Source organism: Caulobacter sp. GW456-12-1-14-TSB4 (assembly GCF_059424195.1).
In genome coordinates, this window is record NZ_JBWKZF010000020.1 from 1 (window position 1) to 17025 (window position 17025).

At 68.5% G+C, this 17025-nt stretch carries 17 protein-coding genes, 1 other RNA gene and 1 pseudogene; 10 read left to right on the plus strand and 9 right to left on the minus strand.

The genetic code is table 11. From position 1 onward, the window contains the following. Window positions 1-40: 40 nt before the first annotated feature. Both AC07YH_RS17855 and ffs read right to left on the minus strand, forming a co-directional pair. Window positions 41-1879 (minus strand): DNA polymerase III subunit gamma/tau, encoded by a 1839-nt coding sequence (locus AC07YH_RS17855; RefSeq protein ID WP_494748303.1) that lies wholly within the window; start codon window positions 1877-1879, stop codon window positions 41-43. Between the two features lie 81 nt (window positions 1880-1960). Next, an RNA gene (ffs, locus tag AC07YH_RS17860) (signal recognition particle sRNA small type) lies at window positions 1961-2058 on the minus strand. A gap of 94 nt (window positions 2059-2152) precedes the next feature. Between ffs and nudC the strand changes: the two genes are divergently transcribed. Together nudC and AC07YH_RS17870 are read left to right on the plus strand one after the other, a co-directional pair. Beyond that, the gene (gene nudC, locus AC07YH_RS17865) at window positions 2153-3094 is read left to right on the plus strand and encodes an NAD(+) diphosphatase (protein WP_494748304.1); all 942 of its coding nucleotides are present in this window, start codon (window positions 2153-2155) and stop codon (window positions 3092-3094) included. Between the two features lie 64 nt (window positions 3095-3158). Then, the gene (locus AC07YH_RS17870; RefSeq protein WP_494748305.1) at window positions 3159-4397 is read left to right on the plus strand and encodes an acetyl-CoA C-acetyltransferase; all 1239 of its coding nucleotides are present in this window, start codon (window positions 3159-3161) and stop codon (window positions 4395-4397) included. A 37-nt stretch (window positions 4398-4434) separates the two neighbouring features. Here the strand turns inward: AC07YH_RS17870 and AC07YH_RS17875 are convergent, their stop codons facing one another. Next, entirely contained in the window at window positions 4435-5889 is a 1455-nt protein-coding gene (locus tag AC07YH_RS17875) for an AMP nucleosidase (protein WP_494748306.1), read from the minus strand. Window positions 5890-6222: 333 nt separating this feature from the next. Here AC07YH_RS17875 and AC07YH_RS17880 point away from each other — a divergent pair, with 333 nt between their 5' ends. Both AC07YH_RS17880 and AC07YH_RS17885 read left to right on the plus strand, forming a co-directional pair. Further along, entirely contained in the window at window positions 6223-7482 is a 1260-nt protein-coding gene (locus tag AC07YH_RS17880; protein WP_494748307.1) for a dicarboxylate/amino acid:cation symporter, read from the plus strand. 158 nt (window positions 7483-7640) lie between these two features. After that, on the plus strand, window positions 7641-8060 hold the full coding sequence (locus tag AC07YH_RS17885) for a DUF6491 family protein (protein WP_494748308.1): 420 nt from the start codon (window positions 7641-7643) through the stop codon (window positions 8058-8060). Here AC07YH_RS17885 and AC07YH_RS17890 read toward each other — a convergent pair whose 3' ends face one another. From AC07YH_RS17890 to AC07YH_RS17900, 3 genes are all read right to left on the minus strand, one after another. Then, a complete protein-coding gene (locus tag AC07YH_RS17890) occupies window positions 8061-8933 on the minus strand; it encodes a 2-dehydropantoate 2-reductase (protein WP_494748309.1) in 873 nt (290 codons plus the stop codon). Between the two features lie 54 nt (window positions 8934-8987). Beyond that, on the minus strand, window positions 8988-9200 hold the full coding sequence (locus tag AC07YH_RS17895) for a hypervirulence associated TUDOR domain-containing protein (protein WP_494748310.1): 213 nt from the start codon (window positions 9198-9200) through the stop codon (window positions 8988-8990). A gap of 89 nt (window positions 9201-9289) precedes the next feature. After that, complete coding sequence (locus AC07YH_RS17900) at window positions 9290-10327, minus strand: ribonucleotide-diphosphate reductase subunit beta (RefSeq protein ID WP_494748311.1); 1038 nt, start codon at window positions 10325-10327, stop codon at window positions 9290-9292. A gap of 143 nt (window positions 10328-10470) precedes the next feature. Between AC07YH_RS17900 and AC07YH_RS17905 the strand changes: the two genes are divergently transcribed. The 3 genes from AC07YH_RS17905 to AC07YH_RS17915 all read left to right on the plus strand — a co-directional run bounded on the left by AC07YH_RS17905 (window position 10471) and on the right by AC07YH_RS17915 (window position 13196). Further along, entirely contained in the window at window positions 10471-11142 is a 672-nt protein-coding gene (locus AC07YH_RS17905; RefSeq protein ID WP_494748312.1) for a glutathione S-transferase family protein, read from the plus strand. A gap of 259 nt (window positions 11143-11401) precedes the next feature. Beyond that, complete coding sequence (locus AC07YH_RS17910; RefSeq protein WP_494748313.1) at window positions 11402-12448, plus strand: helix-turn-helix domain-containing protein; 1047 nt, start codon at window positions 11402-11404, stop codon at window positions 12446-12448. 43 nt (window positions 12449-12491) lie between these two features. Beyond that, on the plus strand, window positions 12492-13196 hold the full coding sequence (locus AC07YH_RS17915; RefSeq protein WP_494748314.1) for a CPBP family intramembrane glutamic endopeptidase, BDIM_20840 family: 705 nt from the start codon (window positions 12492-12494) through the stop codon (window positions 13194-13196). Between the two features lie 17 nt (window positions 13197-13213). Here the strand turns inward: AC07YH_RS17915 and AC07YH_RS17920 are convergent, their stop codons facing one another. After that, the gene (locus AC07YH_RS17920; protein WP_494619127.1) at window positions 13214-13954 is read right to left on the minus strand and encodes an SDR family NAD(P)-dependent oxidoreductase; all 741 of its coding nucleotides are present in this window, start codon (window positions 13952-13954) and stop codon (window positions 13214-13216) included. Between the two features lie 80 nt (window positions 13955-14034). Here AC07YH_RS17920 and AC07YH_RS17925 point away from each other — a divergent pair, with 80 nt between their 5' ends. From AC07YH_RS17925 to AC07YH_RS17935, 3 genes are all read left to right on the plus strand, one after another. Further along, the gene (locus AC07YH_RS17925) at window positions 14035-14676 is read left to right on the plus strand and encodes a TetR/AcrR family transcriptional regulator (RefSeq protein WP_494748315.1); all 642 of its coding nucleotides are present in this window, start codon (window positions 14035-14037) and stop codon (window positions 14674-14676) included. A gap of 44 nt (window positions 14677-14720) precedes the next feature. After that, the gene (locus AC07YH_RS17930; protein WP_487292010.1) at window positions 14721-14798 is read left to right on the plus strand and encodes a hypothetical protein; all 78 of its coding nucleotides are present in this window, start codon (window positions 14721-14723) and stop codon (window positions 14796-14798) included. A gap of 98 nt (window positions 14799-14896) precedes the next feature. Next, window positions 14897-15943, plus strand: a complete 1047-nt coding sequence (locus AC07YH_RS17935) for an aspartate-semialdehyde dehydrogenase (protein ID WP_494748316.1) — start codon at window positions 14897-14899, stop codon at window positions 15941-15943. Between the two features lie 7 nt (window positions 15944-15950). On the opposite strand, the pseudogene AC07YH_RS17940 reads toward AC07YH_RS17935, so the two are convergent. Beyond that, window positions 15951-16068, minus strand: a pseudogene (locus tag AC07YH_RS17940) (hypothetical protein); the annotation flags it as partial. Next, entirely contained in the window at window positions 16065-17012 is a 948-nt protein-coding gene (locus tag AC07YH_RS17945) for a LysR family transcriptional regulator (protein ID WP_494748317.1), read from the minus strand. The pseudogene AC07YH_RS17940 and the gene AC07YH_RS17945, both read right to left, overlap by 4 nt. Window positions 17013-17025 lie beyond the last annotated feature (13 nt).

Below are 17025 nucleotides of genomic sequence, written 5' to 3' on the forward strand. Positions count from 1 at the left end.
CCCCCATCCCCAACCCTTCCCCCATCAAAGGGGAAGGGAGTTATCCCTCTTCCTCGTCCGGCTCCAGAGGCGGGGCCTCCGGGGTGAGGAGCTTGCGGATCTCGACGATCTCGGCGCCGGGGAAGGCCGACAGCACCGAGGCGACGAAGGGGTCCTTCTTGATCTCGGCCAGCGCCTCGCGCTCCTCGCGCTTCTGGCGCTCCATCAGGCTCTCGGCCCCGCCGCCGCCCTCGGCCGCGACCAGCCAGGGCTGGCCGGTGTGCTCCTTCAGGAAGCGGACCAGGCGGCCGGCCAGGTTGCCAGGCGCGCCGGGGGCGGCCTCGAAGGTGATGGCCCCGGCCCGGAAATTGATCGGACGGACATACTGCTCGACGTCCAGCCGCAGGCCGATGTCGCGCTTGGCGGCGATCAGGGCCATGACGTCCTCGAACGAGGCCACGACCGGCATGGCCTGCTGGCCGGGCGCGGCCATGGTCATCGGCGCGTGGGCGGCCGAGACCGCGCCGCCGGCCGAGCCGCCGCCCATGGCGACGCCGCCGCCAGGACCGCCGCCGCCGATCGGCGAACCGTCGCGCAGGGCCTTCAGCGCCTCTTCCGGACCCGGCAGGTCGGCGGCGTAGCACAGGCGGATCAGGGCCATTTCAGCGGCCGCCATGGCGTCGGGCGCGCGGCGCACTTCCTCATGGGCCTTCAGCAGCATCTGCCACAGGCGCGACAGCGTGCCGGCCGAGGTGTGGGCCCCGATGGCGGCCAGGCGCGCGGCCTGCTCCTTGGGCATCGACAGGGCGTCCGGACCCAAGGCCTTGGACACCGCCGAGCCGTGGCAGTGGTCCAGCACGTCCAGCATCACCACCGCCGGATCGGCCCCGAAGCCCCAGAGGGCGCGGAAGCCCTCGAGCGCGTCCTTGGTCTTGCCGGCCATGACGTTTTCGAAGAGGGCAATGGTCTGACCGCGATCGGCCAGGCCCAGCATGTCGCGCACGACCGTGGCGGTGACCGTGGCCCCGCGATCGGTCTGGACGATGGCCTGGTCCAGCAAGGAGAGGCCGTCACGCACCGAGCCTTCCGCCGCGCGGGCGATCAGGGCCAGGGCGTCCATCTCGATCCGCGCGCCTTCCTTGGCCGAGATCTTGTCGAAGTGCTTGACCAGCACGTCCGGCTCGACCCGGCGCAGGTCGAAGCGCTGGGTGCGCGACAGGATCGTCACCGGAACTTTTCGGATCTCGGTGGTGGCGAAGATGAACTTGGCGTGCGGCGGCGGCTCTTCCAGCGTCTTCAGCAGGGCGTTGAACGCCGCCGTCGACAGCATGTGCACTTCGTCGATGATGTAGACTTTATAGCGCGCCTCGACCGGGGCGTAGCGCACCCCGTCCAAGAGCTCGCGCATCTCGTCGACCTTGGTGCGCGAGGCGGCGTCGAGTTCCAGCACGTCCATGTGCCGGCCCTCGATGATGGCGCGGCAGTGGTAGCCCTCGGTGGTCAGGTCGACGGACGGGCCTTTGACGGTGTCGGTCTCGTAGTTCAGGGCGCGGGCCAAGAGGCGCGCGGTCGTGGTCTTGCCGACGCCCCGCACGCCCGTGAGCATGAAGGCGTGGGCGATACGGCCCGTGGAGAAGGCGTTGGCCAGGGTGCGGACCATGGCCTCCTGGCCGATCAGGTCCTCGAAGGTGCGCGGGCGGTATTTCCGCGCCAGCACCGTATAGGCGTCGCCCTTCTCGTTCTCGGGCGGGGACTCGACGACGGGACGCCCTTCCACGACCGGCGCGGGCGCAGGCGCGGGCGCATCGCCGAAGATGTCGGCGGTGTTCTCGTCCCGCTCTGCGGGCGCTTCGTCCCAAGGCGGCGCGGAATCAGGCGAGAGGTCGTCGAGGTCGGCCATGGCGCTGAGTGTAGTGGTGCGAAGGGCGCAGCAAAAGGCCCGGCCCGAGCGGACCGACCATCTGCTGACAGATTTTAGGGAAGGTGGAGACCGGACAGCGACCCAGAGGTGATCTCGTTGTGGCTGCTGCCTCTCGGCCCTGACCAGGTTGGCGAGGCTTCCGTCCGCGCCGATCTCCGAGGCCTATATCGCGACTCATCGCGACGGATGCAAGCCGCATGACGCATCTGCGACGTCGTGACGAGCGTTCGTACTCGCGCTAGAGGTTCGCTCATGCCTCTCTCGATCATCACCAACACCTTCGCCGGCAACCCCCTGAACCGCGACAGCGAGCGCCGGGGGGACGAAGCCTGGCTGGCCGAAAAGCTGGCCGACGCCGAATCCCTGGCCGTGGCGCTGTGGAACGGCAAGCCGCTGGTCGAGGACCTGCTGGACGACGACGGCAAGTCGACCGGGGTCCAGATCGCCTATCTGCGCGCCGACCTGGCCCAGGACCTGGCGGGCGGCAACGAGAAGCTGCTGTATCTGGGCCTGTGGAAGGACATCGCGGTCTTCGCCGTCGATATCGACACCGCCACCGATCCGGCCGAGGGCCCGCTGCAGGGCCTGGGTCGGTTCGAGGAGCTGCGCGCCGCCGCCGCGACCCTGCCGCCGGCCGACGCCGGCATCCTGGCCACCGCCAAGTCGATGTTCGAATGGCGCCGCCGCCACCGCTGGTGCAGCGCCTGCGGCCAGCCGTCCAACGTCGCCGACGGCGGCTGGAAGCGCATCTGCCCGTCGTGCGGCACCGAGCACTTCCCGCGCACCGACCCGGTGGCGATCATGCTGGCCATCCATGACGGCAAGTGCCTGCTGGGCCGCCAGGCCGCATGGCCGGCCGGGATGTTCTCGGCCCTGGCCGGCTTCCTGGAGCCCGGCGAGACCATCGAGGAGGCCTGCGCCCGCGAGCTGAAGGAAGAGGCCGGCCTGACCGCCACCGCCGTCCGCTACCACTCCAGCCAACCCTGGCCGTGGCCGGGCTCGCTGATGATGGGCCTGATCGCCGAGGTCGACAGCAGCGACGCCGCCCCCGACCAGACCGAGCTGGAAGAGGTCCGCTGGTTCTCGAAGGAAGAGGCCGCTCAGCTGCTGAAGGGCGAGCTGGAAGGCGCGTTCTGCCCGCCGTCGCTGGCCATCGCCCACCAGCTGATCAAGGCCTGGACCGAAGAGGCGTAAAAGACGCTAGACTGCCCCAGGGGCGCCCTCGGTTCACTCCTCTCAACGAAGAGGAGGAACACCGATGGGCGAAGCCTGGATCATCGACGCCTGCCGCACGCCGCGCGGCATCGGCAAGGTCGGCAAGGGTGCCCTTGCCGACTTCCACCCCCAGCACCTGGGCGCCACGGTCCTCAAAGCCCTGGCCGAGCGCAACGCGCTGAACACCGCCGAGGTCGACGACATCATCTGGGGCACCTCCAGCCAGCGCGGGTCGCAAGGCGGGGACCTGGGCCGCATGGCCGCCCTGGACGCCGGCTATGACACCCGGGCCAGCGGCGTGACCCTGGACCGCTTCTGCGGCTCGGGCATCACCACGGTGAACCTGGCGGCGGCCACCATCATGTCCGGCATGGAGGACCTGGTGATCGCCGGCGGGACCGAGATGATGTCCTACACCTCGGCCACGGCCAATCCGACCTCGCCACCGATGCTGGACAGCGGCAACCTGCGCCTGCGCGCCCGCCATCCGCAGTCGCACCAGGGCGTCTGCGCCGACGCCATCGCCACGCTGGAAGGCATCACCCGGGCCGATGTCGACGCCCTGGCCCTGGAGAGCCAGCGCCGTGCGGACCTGGCTATCAAGGGCGGCCACTTCGATCGCAGCCTGATCCCGGTGCTGCGCGACGATGGCTCGGTCGCCCTAGCGCACGAGGAATTCCCGCGTCCGCAGACCACCGCCGAAGGGCTGGCCGGCCTCAAGGCCTCGTTCGCGGCCCTGGCCGAGATCCCGGTCGACGAGGCGGGCAACACCTATGCCGGCCTGATCCGGCAGGTCTATCCGGACCTGAAGATCGACCACATGCACCACGCCGGCAACTCGTCGGGCGTGGTGGACGGGGCCGCGGCGGTGCTGCTGGCCTCGCCGGACTATGCGCGGAAGAATGGCCTCAAGCCCCGCGCCCGTGTGCTGGCCATGGCCAATGTCGGCGACAGCCCGACCCTGATGCTGAACGCCCCGGTCCCGGCCGCGCGCAAGGCCCTGGCCAAGGCCGGGCTGACGCCGGACGACATCGACCTGTGGGAAATCAACGAAGCCTTCGCCGTGGTGGCCGAGAAGTTCATCCGCGACCTGAAGCTGGACCGCGACAAGGTCAATGTGAACGGCGGCGCGATGGCCCTGGGCCACCCGATCGGCGCGACGGGTTCGATCCTGATCGGCACGATCCTGGACGAGCTGGAGCGTCGGGACCTGAAGCGCGGGCTGGTGACGATGTGTGCGGCGGGCGGGATGGTGCCGGCGATTATTGTGGAGCGGTTCTAGAATCTGCTCCCCCGCTGGGGGAGGAGATTTGCTGACCCTACCTGAACGGCGGCTCATCAAACGCCCGAAGCTTCCGCGAGTGCAGGTTAGGCCCTTCGGCGTGCAGCAGCTTGCAGGTCAGGATGCCGATCTGCAGATGCTGGCTGATCGCCCGCTCGTAGAAGGCGTTGGCCTGGCCCGGCAGCTTGATCTCGCCGTGCAGGGGCTTGTCCGACACGCACAGCAGCGTCCCGTACGGCACCCGGAAGCGATAGCCCTGGGCCGAGATGGTCGCCGATTCCATGTCGATGGCCACAGCCCGGCTCTGGTTGAAGCGCAGGGCCGAGAGGCTGTGGCGCAGTTCCCAGTTGCGGTCGTCGGTGGTGACGACGGTGCCGGTGCGCAGGCGCTTCTTCAGCTGGTCGCCGCTGTCGCCGCTGATCGCCTTGGCCGCGTCGTAGAGGGCGCGTTGCACCTCGGCGATCGACGGCACCGGGATTTCCGGCGGCAGCACGTCGTCCAGCACGTGGTCGTCGCGCAGATAGGCGTGGGCCAGGACGTAGTCGCCGATGGTCTGGGTGTCGCGCAGGCCGCCGCAGTGGCCGATCATCAGCCAGGCTTGCGGACGCAGCACGGCCAGGTGGTCGCAGATGGTCTTGGCGTTGGACGGGCCGACGCCGATGTTCAGCAGCGTCACACCCGCGCCGCCCGGGGCCATCAGGTGGTAGGCGGGCATCTGGTGCTTGCGCCAGGTCGACTCCGCCACCGCCAGTTCCGGATTGGCCGTGTTGGCGGTGATGGTCAGGCCGCCCGCGCACGACAGGGCCGTGTAGGGGCTATCGGGCTGCTGCAGCTGCTCGATGCTCCAGCGGACGAACTCGTCGACATAGCGGTTGTAGTTCGTGAACAGGATGAACTGCTGCACGTCCTCGGCCGGCGTGCCGGTGTAGTGCTTCAGGCGCGCCAGCGAGAAGTCGGTGCGCAGGCCGTCGAACAGCGACAGCGGACGGGTTTCCTCCAGCGCCGGGTTCCAGACGCCGTCAGCGATCTCGTCGCCGATGAAGGCCAGATCCGTGGTCGGGAAGAAGCGGGCGATGTCCTCTGAGCGCACATCGGCCTGGTTCAGGTCGATGGTGGCGTCCAGCACGTACGGATAGGGGATTTCCTGGCGCGAGCGCTCGACCTCGATCTCGACGTCGAAGTCGTCCATCAGCAGGCTGAGCTGCTCGACCAGGTAATCCTTGAACTGGGCCGGCTTGGTCACGGTCGTCGAATAGACGCCGGGACGGCTGACGCGGGCGTACGAGCGGGCCAGCTTGGGCGGCAGGGCCTCGGGATCGTAGGTCAGCCGCAGCTCGGGATAGGCGAACGAGCCGTCGAACCGCGTCTGCGGGTCGGGGCGGGTTCCATTTTCGAGATAGGCGCGCAGGGCGGTCCGGAGAGCGTCGACGGCGCGTTCGTATTCGTCATTGAGCCGTTCGACGACGGCGATTGCTTTTTCTTGGTTTGACATGGGTCCTTATAGCGACGTTTTGCGACGTTGGCGAGACGGGCGCCCCACCGAATGGGAATGATTTATTACTTAGCGAAGATGGGACCGCAGGTGAGGAAGCCGCGCGGGCGTCCGTCTACAGGATGAGCCCGTATCTTCGGCGTGGCGCGCCGGAAGCCTGACCGGACCACCTCAAGGGCATGGACGAACTCGCACAGGTCGGCCACAAGGGCTGAAATGCTCAAGGAAGGAGCGAATGGCGGCGCGGGCGTTCTCGCACGTCGTTCCTTTCGGAAACCAGAACATGCCGTCGACGCCCGCCAATGACCTTGGTGGGGGGCGCCAGGGGGATTCATGAACAAACGCTTCGCCATTTTCATCGTCGCGGCCATGGTGCTGGGCGTCGCGGTCGGCTGGGCCATCAACCAGACGATGGACGCCGCCGGCGCCAAGTCGGCGGCCGAGAACCTGTCGCTGATCACCGACATCTTCCTGCGCCTGATCAAGATGATCATCGCGCCGCTGGTGCTGACCACCCTGATCGCCGGCGTGGCCCACATGGAAGACGCCGCCGCCGTCGGCCGGATCGGCGCCAAGACCCTGGGCTGGTTCCTCTGCGCCTCGGCCGTGTCGCTGCTGATCGGCCTCTTCATGGTCCATCTGATCCAGCCGGGCGCGGGCCTGCACCTGGCCACGACCGCGGCCGAGCAGACCCCGGCCGCCTCGACCTCGGCATTCACGCTGAAGGGCTTCCTGACCCACCTCTTCCCGACCTCGGTGTTCGACGCCCTGGCCAAGAACGAGATCCTGCAGATCGTCGTCTTCGCCCTGTTCGTCGGCACCGCCGTCGCCTCGCTGGACAACAAGGCCCCGCAGGTCCTGGAACTGGCCGAGCAGGCCTCGCAGGTCATGCTGAAGGTCACCAACTTCGTCATGACGCTGGCCCCGCTGGCCATCTTCGCGGCCCTGGCCTCGACCATCGCCACCCAGGGCGTGTCGATGCTGGCCGTCTACGGCAAGTTCGTGCTGGGCTTCTACGCCACCATGGGCGTGCTGTGGGGCGTGCTGTTCCTGGCCGGCTTCGTCGCCCTGGGCAAGCGGGTCTTCCCGCTGTTCGGCGCGATCCGCGACCCGGCCCTGCTGGCCTTCTCGACGGCCAGCTCGGAAGCCGCCTATCCGCGCATCCTGGACGCCCTGCCGAAGCTCGGCGTGCGTCGCCGCATCGTCTCGTTCGTCTTGCCGCTGGGCTATTCGTTCAATCTCGACGGCTCGATGCTGTATTGCACCTTCGCCACCATGTTCATCACCCAGGCGCACGGCGTGCACCTGACGGTCCAGCAGCAGGTCTTCATGCTGCTGCTGCTGATGGTGACCTCCAAGGGCATCGCCGGCGTGCCGCGCGCCTCGCTGGTGGTGATCATGGCCACCCTGACCTATTTCGGCCTGCCGGAAGCCTGGATCGCCATCGTCCTGGGCGTCGACCACCTGCTGGACATGGGCCGCTCGGCCACCAACGTCGTCGGCAACAGCGTCGCCGCCGCCGTGGTCGCCAAGTGGGAAGGCGAGCTGGACGATCCCGAGGTCGAGGGCGAGCCCGCTCCTATAGCTTCCTAAGGGGCCTAACCCCTTAGCCGACAAGGCTTCCACGAAAGCCCGTCGCTCCCAGGAGCGGCGGGCTTTTTCGTGTACAGTTTCAAATGTACAGTAAAAACTTGACAAGCCCCGGGCGAGGTCCAATCTCCTGTAACGAGGGGCTTTTTAGGACGTACGTCATGAGCAGGATCATTGCGCGCTCGGCGCTGATCGGGATCGCCCTTCTGGGCATGGCCGCCTCGGCCGCTTCGGCGGCGCAGGGCGACACCGCCCCCGCCAAGGCCGCCAAGCCCGCCCGCCAGTGCTTCTATCTGTCCGACTGGCGTGGCTGGACCGCGCCGAACAAGGACACGCTGTACATGAAGGTCCGGGGCCGCGACGTCTATCGCGTCGATCTGGCCTTCGGCTCGAACCAGCTGACGTGGCCCGGCACGCATCTCGTCTCGATCGTGCGCGGCCCCGACAGCGTCTGCGGTCCGCTGGACCTGGACCTGCGCGTCGGCGACGGCCTGGGCATGGCCATCCCGATCCGCGCCAAGACCATCACCAAGCTGACCCCGGAAGAGATCAAGGCGATCCCGAAGAAGTACCAGCCGTAACTAGCTGGCGGCCGCGTTCAGCAGGGCCACGATCATGCTGTTGGCCGGCGTGGGGATCCCCCGCGCCGCGCCCCGGCGGACGATGACGCCGTTGCGGGCGTCCAGCTCCATCGGCCGGCCCGCCTGGCGATCGGCCATCAGCGAATTGACCAGGTCCGGCGGACCCTGGCGGTAGCCGTCGACGACCTGGTCGCCCAGATCATCGGACAGGGTCGCGCCCTGCGCCCGGCCCACCGCCACGCACTCGGCGACCAGCGCCTTCATCACGCTCGCCGCGCCTGGATCATGGGCCACGCCCGAGGGCTTCAGGGTGATGGCGTTGACCGCCCCGGCCGCGTTCAGGGCCAGCTTGCGCCAGGCCACCGAGACGAAGTCGTCCGTCGTCGCCACGTCGATCGGCGTATGGGCGAACAGGGCCGCGAACGCCTCGCCGGCCGCGCCTTCCTCGACCCGGATCCAGCCATAGCGCCGCTGGCGGAAGTGCCCCGCCGCCGGCCGCTCGGCCGGGAAGTCGACGATGACAGGCACGAGGTTCTCGTCGGCTACGCGCCCGGCGAAGGCTTCGCGATGCTCGACGCCGTTGCGGATCACCGCCACCCGCGTGCTCGGCCCGACCAGCGCCTTCAGCCACGACGCGGCGGCCACGTCGTCATAGGCCTTGGTCGCCACCAGCACCCAGTCGACCGGCGACAGCCCCTCGGGCGACGTCGCTAAGCGCGGCGTGGCGGTCACCTCGCCGTCCGGCGTTTCCAGCACCAACCGCTCGACCGGTGTCCGCACACAGACCGTCAGCTCCAGGTCCTGCCGCTGCCCCAGCCACGTCGCCAAGGTTCCGCCGATGGCGCCGGGTCCGATCAGGGCGATGGTGGTCATGGGGAGCACTCCGACTGAAATCGCGCCCGTCCTAGACCGCCAGCGCGACGACTTCTACCGCTTCCGCAGCTCCTCCGGCCTATGCGCCGCCCGCGCGCCGGTCTTGTCGCTTTCGACGATGTATTCCGGATGATCCTTGGACGCCGCGACCTTGTGGCCCTTGATCTTGGTCGGCGTCGTCTGCTTGCGGACCACGTGGCCTTGCGTCGTCCCCTGGCTGTGGTCCCAGGCGACCTTGTCGCCGGCCTTGAAGCTCTTGTCGGTCATCGCGCGCCTCCATGCGGAAGACCTGAAACGAAGAAGGGCGGGACCCGGCTCCCGAATCCCGCCCTGCTCCTACGCCCCTCTTGAAGCGATCACTGCGCCGGCGTCAGGTCCGTGCGCTTCTTCATCATCTCGTCGAAGCTGGTCCAGACGCCGTCCGAACCGTGCCATTGACCCTTGGTCGCGGCCTTCGAGTATTCGGTCGCGCGGGCCTCGAAGAAGTTGGCGTGCTCGACGCCCGACAGCAGCGACTGCAGCCAAGGCAGCGGGTTTTCCTTCACGCCGTACACTTCCGGCAGCTGCAGCTGGCGCAGGCGCCAGTCGGCGATGAAGCGGATATAGGCCTTGATGTCGTCGGGGGTCATGCCCTGGATGTCGCCGGCCTCGAAGGCCAGGTCGATGAAGTTGTCCTCCATCCCGACCACGGTCTTGCAGCAGTCGATGATGTCGTCGGCCACCGACTTGGTCACCGCGTTCGTTTCCTTGTTGAACGCATGGTACAGCTTGATGATGCCGTCGCAGTGCAGGCTCTCGTCGCGGATCGACCACGAGACGATCTGGCCCATGCCCTTCATCTTGTTGAAGCGCGGGAAGTTCATCAGCATCGCGAACGAGGCGAACAGCTGCAGGCCCTCGGTAAAGCCGCCGAACATCGCCAGGGTGCGGCAGATGTCGGCGTTCGAGTCGACGCCGAACGTCTGCATGTAGTCGTGCTTGGCCTTCATGGCCTCGTATTCCATGAACGCCGAGAACTCGGTCTCGGGCATGCCGATGGTCTCGAGGAGCAGGGCGTAGGCCGCGATATGGATCGTCTCCATGTTCGCGAACGAGGCCAGCATCATCTTCACTTCGGTCGGTTTGAACACCCGACCGTAGCGCTCCATGTAGTTGTCCTGCACCTCGACGTCGGACTGCGTGAAGAAGCGGAAGATCTGCGTCAGCAGGTTCCGTTCCTTGTCGTTCAGCTTGACGGCCCAGTCCTTGAGGTCCTCGCCCAGCGGCACCTCTTCCGGCATCCAGTGGACCTGCTGCTGCTTCTTCCAGAAGTCGTAGGCCCACGGATAGCGGAACGGCTTGTAGCCGCCCGAGGGGGTCATCAGGCCGGGCAGGATGAGCGAGGAAGCGGACATGGCGAACCCTGGGAGGCTAGAATCGTGGAGGGACGATAAGATAGTCCCACCCTACCAAAGCCCACTCGTTCATCTAGTGGTTCTGATGTCGCAGTCACACAAGATGTTGTGAGCGGCGTGTGGATAAGTCACGGAGCTTGACCATGGAAACCTACCGGATTTTCAGCGCCTTGGGCTCCGGCGGCGTGCCTGTGGAGGCCGCTATGTCCTTGATCGGCCTGCCCTACGAGATCGTCGAGGCCCCGACCTGGGAAGGCACCGCCGAGCAGGCCAAGGTCGCCGCCGTCAACCCGCTGAAGCAGATTCCGGCCCTGGTCACCCCCGATGGCGAGACCATCACCGAGAGCGCGGCGATCCTGATCTGGCTGGCGGATCGCTATCCCGAGGCCAGGCTCGGCCCGGCGATCGGCGACCCGACGCGGGCCCAGTTCCTGCGCTGGATGACCTTCATCCCGGCGTCGATCTATTCGCTGTTCTGGGTGCGGGATGATCCGTCACGGCTGGGCGGGGATGACCCGGACGTCGGCGCGCGGATCAAAGCCGCCACCGCCGAGCGCATCCTCGACTGCTGGGCGATAATGGAGAGCCAGATCACGCCGGGGCGGTACCTGCTGGGCGACGCGCTGACGGTGCTGGACCTCTACGTCACGGTGGTCAGCCGCTGGGGGCCCCGGCGGGTGCGGTTCTACGAGGCGGCGCCGAGGATGGCGGAGGTGGTGCGGCGGGTGGACGCTGATCCGCGCTTGACCGAGTTTTGGAGCAAGCGCTTCCCGTTCTTCGAGGGCTGGGAGCGGCTAGGGCAGCAGCCTTCCTGAAACCCTCTCTCTATGAGAGAGGGGTTTCAGGGGTCGCCACCCGACCTCCCGCAGGTCGGTGCGATCCTTAAATCTCTTGGAGGCTGCAGCGTGCAGGGCTGATCAGGTCAGTCAAGGACCGCTCTACGAGCGGCCGCGCCGCGGCGACGCGGAGCGTCGTCCTTGAGTGACCTGATCAGCCCTGCGATCGTCTCGCCGTGAGATGTAAGGGGGCTTCTTCTCCGGGGAGAAGAAGTCACCCAGTTGAGAACGGAGCGATATGGACCAGCTGGACGTCGTCGTCCGCGTCGCCGGGGCGACCCTGCTGCTGTTCCTGGCGGCGCTGCTGGGGCGTGAGCCGCGCACGCGGCGGCTGGCGGTGTATTTCGCGCCGATGGCCGTGTGCCTGGCGGGGTTCCTGGCCGGGAACACGCCGGACCCGGCGCTGCGGCTGGGCGGACCGCTGGGGTCCGTCGCGGCGCTGATCGCCGGCTATGCCGCCGTCTACATGTGGTGGTTCTGCCTGGCGTCGTTCGACGAGACCTTCCGGCCGCGCGGCGGGGTGCTGGCGGCGGGTATGGCCTGGATCGCGATCGCCAGCGCCGATCGTGGGCTGCTTGGCCCCGCGGTCGAGGGCAAGGGTCTGTCCTGGCTGCTGATCGCGCTGGGCCTGTCGATGATCGGCTACCTGGCCTGGCGGTTGGTCCGCGACCGCGCGGGCGATCTCGTGGAGGAGAGCCGGCGGGACCGGGTGCTGGTCGTCGTGCTGCTGGCCGGACAGCTTATGGCCGACTTTCTCGTGGACATGGTCATGGGTCTGGAGTGGGGGCCGCCGGCCTTCACGATCGCCCAGAACGCCGTGTTCCTGGCGTTCACCGCCTGGCTGGCCCTGCGGCTGCTGCCGGTCTCGCCGCCGCGCGCCGCGCTGGCCCCGGCCGCCCTGCCCGCCGCCGGCGACGAGGCGCGGCTGGCCGAGCGGCTGCGGGTGCTGGTCGAGATCGAGCGCGCACCGCTGGAGCCCGACCTGACCTTCGCCGACTTCGCCCGTCGCATGGGCGCGCCAGAGAAGACGGTGCGGGCGTTCATCAACCACCGCCTGGGCCACGACCACTTCCGCGCCTTCCTCAACGCCCATCGCGTCGCCGAGGCCCGCCGGCGCCTGGCCGATCCCGCCCATGCCGGCGACAAGCTGATCACCATCGCGCTGGACAGTGGCTTTGCGTCCCTCGCCTCGTTCAACCGCGCGTTCCAGGCCGTCGAAGGCCAGCCCCCAAGCGCCTTCCGGGTTCTGAGGAACGATCCGCCGCCTTCTGAGGAGCCCGGCTGAACCGTCTGCCGTAAACGCCCCTCATCAACTTCGGAGGGGTTTCATGGACGGACTGTTGGGGATCGGCCTGGTGCTGGCGATGCTGCTAGCGGCGGGCGGGGTGATCGGATTTCTGGGCAAGGGCGTCTCGCCGCGCTGGCTGCTGGCCGCCGCCGGGTTCGTTCTGCTGAACGACCTGCTGCTGACCCGGCTCTACGGCCGCCTGCCCGACCTGATTCCCGGCCAGTGGAACTGGGAGGGCAAGATCCTGGCCCTGCTGGCCACCCTGGCCGTCGCGTCCCTGCCCGCGATCGGCTGGACCCGCAGCGGCCTGACCCTGCGCCAGAACGACCTAAAGGCCCCGCTGATCGTCGCCGGGCTCTACTGCCTGCTGTTCGTCGGCCTGGCTCTGGCCTTCCCCAACGACCCCGCCACCGCCGAGACCATGGCCTTCCAGCTCTCCATGCCGGGCCTGGAGGAGGAGGCCTTCTATCGCGGCGTCCTGCTGCTGGTCCTGGACCGCGCCTTCACCGGCCGGGTCCGGTTCCTGGGCGTCGACTGGGGTTGGGGCGCGGCGCTGTCCTGCGCCCTGTTCGGCCTGTGCCACGCCTTCGGCGTCACGCACGGGCAGGTCACGTTCGATCCGCTCTATTTCGCCCTGACCGCCGGCCCGTCGCTGATCGGGGTCTGGGTGCGACTACGGACGGGGAGCATCCTGCTGCCAATCGTCATGCACAATATCGGCAACGCGGCGTCGCTGTTCCTGTAGCGACGCCGCGTCTCGCCTCACGCGTTGATACCGCCGTCCACCGTGACGATGGAGCCGGTCATGTACTTGGCCCCTGGGCTGGCCAGGAACGCCACCGCATGAGCGATGTCGGCGGCCTCGCCATAGCGGCCCAGCGCGGTGTGCACGCGGATGCCCTCGGAGTGCTCACCGTCGGCCGGGTTCATGTCGGTGTCGATCGGGCCCGGCTGCACCAGGTTGACGGTGATGTCCTTTGATCCGAGCTCACGGGCCAGGCCCCGCGTGAAGGCCAGCAGCGCCGACTTGGTCATCGAATAGACCGTCGGGCCGACGAACGGCACGCGCTCGGCCAGGCACGAGCCGATCGAGATGATCCGGCCGCCGGCCTTCAGGTGCGGGATGGCGGCCTGGGCGGCCAACACCGGCGCGCGGACATTGACGTTCAGCAGCGCGTCGATGTCGGCCAAGGCGATGTCGGCCACGCCGCCGCCCGGCGCGATGCCGGCGTTGTTGACCAGGATGTCCAGCCCGCCCAACGCCTGGACGGCCTCTTCGACCGAGCGCTTCACGGCCGCCGGATCGGCGCTGTCGGCCTGGATGGCGAAGCCGCGCCGGCCGTGGGCCTCGATCTCCTTGACCACCTGCGCCGCCTTGTCCGCCGAACGCTCGTAGGTGATGGCGACGTCCGCCCCTCTTTCCGCCAGCGCCCGGGCGATGCCCGCGCCGATGCCCCGCGATGCGCCCGTCACCAGGGCGCGCTTGCCTGCCAGATCACTCATCGATCACCTTTATATATCGATCACTACATAAATGGTTATGAGCATTGCGGAGGCCGGTCAAGGGATTTATAGATCGATCGATGCAGAATTCAGACGAGACCAGCCCGCGCGGTCGCGGCCGCCCTCGCGCCTTCGATCGCGAGGCCGCGCTGGACAAGGCCATGCGGCTGTTCTGGCTCAAGGGCTACGAGTCGACGGCGATCTCCGACCTCACCGCCGAGCTGGGCATCGGCGCGCCCAGCCTGTATGCGGCCTTCGGCCCCAAGGAGGCGCTGTATGTCGAGGCGCTGGACCACTACCGCGTCAACTTCGAGGCCTTCGTCTGGGCCAATTTCAAGGCCGCCGCCACCGCGCGCCAGGCGGTCGAGGCGTTGCTGATGGACTCGGCCGCCGCCCTGACCGGGTCGCTGGTCGAGATGCCGACCGGCTGCATGGTGACGCTCTCGGTGATCGACGGCCAGGTCCATCACGAGCTGGGCGAGCTGGTGCGCTCGGCCCGCGCCGTCACGCTGGAGCGCATCGAGACGCGTCTTGCCCGCGCCATAGCCGAGGGCGAGCTGCCCGCCGCGATCGATGTCCGCGCCCTGGCTCGCTTCGCCCAGACGGTCCAGAACGGCATGTCGCTGCTGGCCCGCGACGGCGTCTGCCGCGCGGAACTGGAAGACGTGGCCCGGGTGTCGATGGCGGCCTGGGACGCCCGCGTGGCGCAGGCCGGCGGCTGAGCCGCTCTTTACGAGGGAGAGCTTCGCCGCTAGAAGCCCTCCCGATGCATTTCGCCGCGACCAAAATTATTACCCGCAAAACGACCCGCTTCGGTGGGGCGGCGGGTATGCGCGCGATCTAAGCGGCATCCTCGAACCAGCCCCGCCGAACGGCGCGGGGCGGCTCTCTACCTGAGACCTGACAGCTCCCCGCGCTCCCTACACCAGGAGACGCAGACCCATGAGCTTCAAGTTTTCCCGATCCAATCCGCCGCGCGTCGGCGTCGTCGGCGCCACCGGTCTGGTCGGCGGCATGATGCGCGAGCTGCTGGCCGAGCGGGACTTCCCGCTGGCGCAGCTTCGCCTGTTCGCCTCGGCGCGGTCGGCGGGGACCAAGATCGACTTCAAGGGCCAGGAGGTCGTCGTCGAGGACGCCTCGACCGCCGACTTCACCGGCCTGGACATCGTGTTCTTCTCGGCCGGCGGCTACACGTCGCGCGTGCTGGCCCCCAAGGCCGCCGCGGCCGGCGCCGTGGTCATCGACAACTCCTCGGCCTGGCGCTCGGACCCCGACGTCCCGCTGGTGGTGGCCGAGGTCAATCCGCACGCGCTCGACAACATCCCCAAGGGCATCGTCGCCAACCCCAACTGCACCACCATGGCCGCCATGCCGGTGCTGAAGCCCCTGCACGACAAGGCGGGCCTGAAGCGCCTGACCGTCAGCACCTACCAGGCCGCCTCCGGCGGTGGGGTCGAGGGCATCCAGGTGCTGTCCGAACAGTTGCGCGCGGGCGCGGCCGGCGACCTGGACGGCCTGGCGATGTCGCCGGACGCCGCGCCGCTGCCGGACGCCCGCAAGTGGGCCGTGCCGCTGGCCTACAACGTCGTGCCGCTGAACTACGTGGTGGGCGAGGACGGCTACACCGAGGAGGAGCTGAAGCTGCGCGACGAGAGCCGCAAGATCCTCGAGATCCCCGGCCTGCCGGTCTCGGGCACCTGCGTGCGCGTGCCGGTGTTCACCGGCCACTCACTATCGATCAACGCCGAGTTCGAGCGCCCGCTGTCGGCGGCCGAGGCCACCGCGCTGCTGGCCGGCGCGCCGGGCGTGGTGCTGGAAGAGGTCCCGAACCCGCTGGCGGCGACCGGGCAGGATCCGGTGTTCGTGGGGCGGATCCGGCCGGACCCGACCGTGGCGTCGGGGCTGGCGCTGTTCGTGGTCGGCGACAACCTGCGCAAGGGCGCTGCGCTCAACGCGGTGCAGATCGCGGAAGTGATGTTGGGGGCTTAGAGAGCTCAAAATTCTTGTCATCCCGGAAGCCTCGCAGAGGCTGTCCGGGACCCAGGGGCCAAGCGCAGTGCGGTGGCCCCTGGGTCCCGGCTCTCCGCTTCGCTGCGGCCGGGATGACAAGCTATTTGCGGGTTTGAGAGACAGCCCCACGCTCAAGCGGCAGATGGTCCACATCCACCTCCGCCACCAGGAAGTCGATGAACGCCCGCACCCGGGCCGGCAGCGGCCCGGCGTGGCCGACATAGACCGCGCTGACGTCCTCGGCGTCGCCGGGATTGAACGCCTCCAGCACCGGGACCAGCCGGCCGGCCTTGATGTCCTGCGCGATGTGGAAGATCGACAGCCGCGTCAGCCCCTGCCCCGCCAGGGCCAGGATCGCCGCGCTCTCGCCGTCGCCGACGGTGACCCGGCCTTGGGCGGGGAACTGCACCGCCTCGCCGTCAACCTCGAACGGCCAGGTATTGATGTGGCGGGCGAAGTTGAAGGTGATCAGGTCGTGGCCGGCCAGGTCCTCCGGCCGTTCGGGCGTGCCGCGCCGGGCCAGGTAGTCGGGCGAGGCCACCACCACCATCCGGCTGCGGCCCAGCTTGCGGGCCATCAGCTGCGAGGAGCGCAACGGGCCGATGCGGATCGCCACCTCGGCCCGCTCGTCCATCAGGTCGATGACCTGGTCGGTGATGGTGACATCCAGCTGCACCTCGGGATGCAAGGCGGTGAATTTCGGGACCAGCGGCAGCAGGTGGTGCACGCCGAACGGCACGCTGGAATTGACCCGCAGCCGGCCGCGCGGCACGGCGCAGGCGCTGACCGAACGCTCGGCCTCGTCGAGGTCGGCCAGCACCCGCAGGGCCCGCTCGTGGAAGCTGAGACCCTCGGCGGTCAGTTGCAGCTTGCGGGTCGAGCGGTTGATCAGCCGCGAGCCCAGGCGCGCTTCCAGCCGCGCCACCAGCTTGCTGACCGCCGACGGGGTCATGCTCAGCGCCTTGGCCGCGGCGGTGAAGCCGCCCTGCTCGACGACGCGGACGAAGACCTCCATCTCGCCCGAACGGTTGATCTCGGATCGGGCCATATGTCCTTCGGGG

What these genes read in the sequence shown, in the direction of transcription:
- AC07YH_RS17855 (WP_494748303.1), bottom strand. Translation starts at nt 1,879, where the DNA reads ATGGCCGACCTCGACGACCTCTCGCCTGATTCCGCGCCGCCTTGGGAC.
- nudC (WP_494748304.1), top strand. Translation starts at nt 2,153, where the DNA reads ATGCCTCTCTCGATCATCACCAACACCTTCGCCGGCAACCCCCTGAAC.
- AC07YH_RS17870 (WP_494748305.1), top strand. Translation starts at nt 3,159, where the DNA reads ATGGGCGAAGCCTGGATCATCGACGCCTGCCGCACGCCGCGCGGCATC.
- AC07YH_RS17875 (WP_494748306.1), bottom strand. Translation starts at nt 5,889, where the DNA reads ATGTCAAACCAAGAAAAAGCAATCGCCGTCGTCGAACGGCTCAATGAC.
- AC07YH_RS17880 (WP_494748307.1), top strand. Translation starts at nt 6,223, where the DNA reads ATGAACAAACGCTTCGCCATTTTCATCGTCGCGGCCATGGTGCTGGGC.
- AC07YH_RS17885 (WP_494748308.1), top strand. Translation starts at nt 7,641, where the DNA reads ATGAGCAGGATCATTGCGCGCTCGGCGCTGATCGGGATCGCCCTTCTG.
- AC07YH_RS17890 (WP_494748309.1), bottom strand. Translation starts at nt 8,933, where the DNA reads ATGACCACCATCGCCCTGATCGGACCCGGCGCCATCGGCGGAACCTTG.
- AC07YH_RS17895 (WP_494748310.1), bottom strand. Translation starts at nt 9,200, where the DNA reads ATGACCGACAAGAGCTTCAAGGCCGGCGACAAGGTCGCCTGGGACCAC.
- AC07YH_RS17900 (WP_494748311.1), bottom strand. Translation starts at nt 10,327, where the DNA reads ATGTCCGCTTCCTCGCTCATCCTGCCCGGCCTGATGACCCCCTCGGGC.
- AC07YH_RS17905 (WP_494748312.1), top strand. Translation starts at nt 10,471, where the DNA reads ATGGAAACCTACCGGATTTTCAGCGCCTTGGGCTCCGGCGGCGTGCCT.
- AC07YH_RS17910 (WP_494748313.1), top strand. Translation starts at nt 11,402, where the DNA reads ATGGACCAGCTGGACGTCGTCGTCCGCGTCGCCGGGGCGACCCTGCTG.
- AC07YH_RS17915 (WP_494748314.1), top strand. Translation starts at nt 12,492, where the DNA reads ATGGACGGACTGTTGGGGATCGGCCTGGTGCTGGCGATGCTGCTAGCG.
- AC07YH_RS17920 (WP_494619127.1), bottom strand. Translation starts at nt 13,954, where the DNA reads ATGAGTGATCTGGCAGGCAAGCGCGCCCTGGTGACGGGCGCATCGCGG.
- AC07YH_RS17925 (WP_494748315.1), top strand. Translation starts at nt 14,035, where the DNA reads ATGCAGAATTCAGACGAGACCAGCCCGCGCGGTCGCGGCCGCCCTCGC.
- AC07YH_RS17930 (WP_487292010.1), top strand. Translation starts at nt 14,721, where the DNA reads ATGCATTTCGCCGCGACCAAAATTATTACCCGCAAAACGACCCGCTTC.
- AC07YH_RS17935 (WP_494748316.1), top strand. Translation starts at nt 14,897, where the DNA reads ATGAGCTTCAAGTTTTCCCGATCCAATCCGCCGCGCGTCGGCGTCGTC.
- AC07YH_RS17945 (WP_494748317.1), bottom strand. Translation starts at nt 17,012, where the DNA reads ATGGCCCGATCCGAGATCAACCGTTCGGGCGAGATGGAGGTCTTCGTC.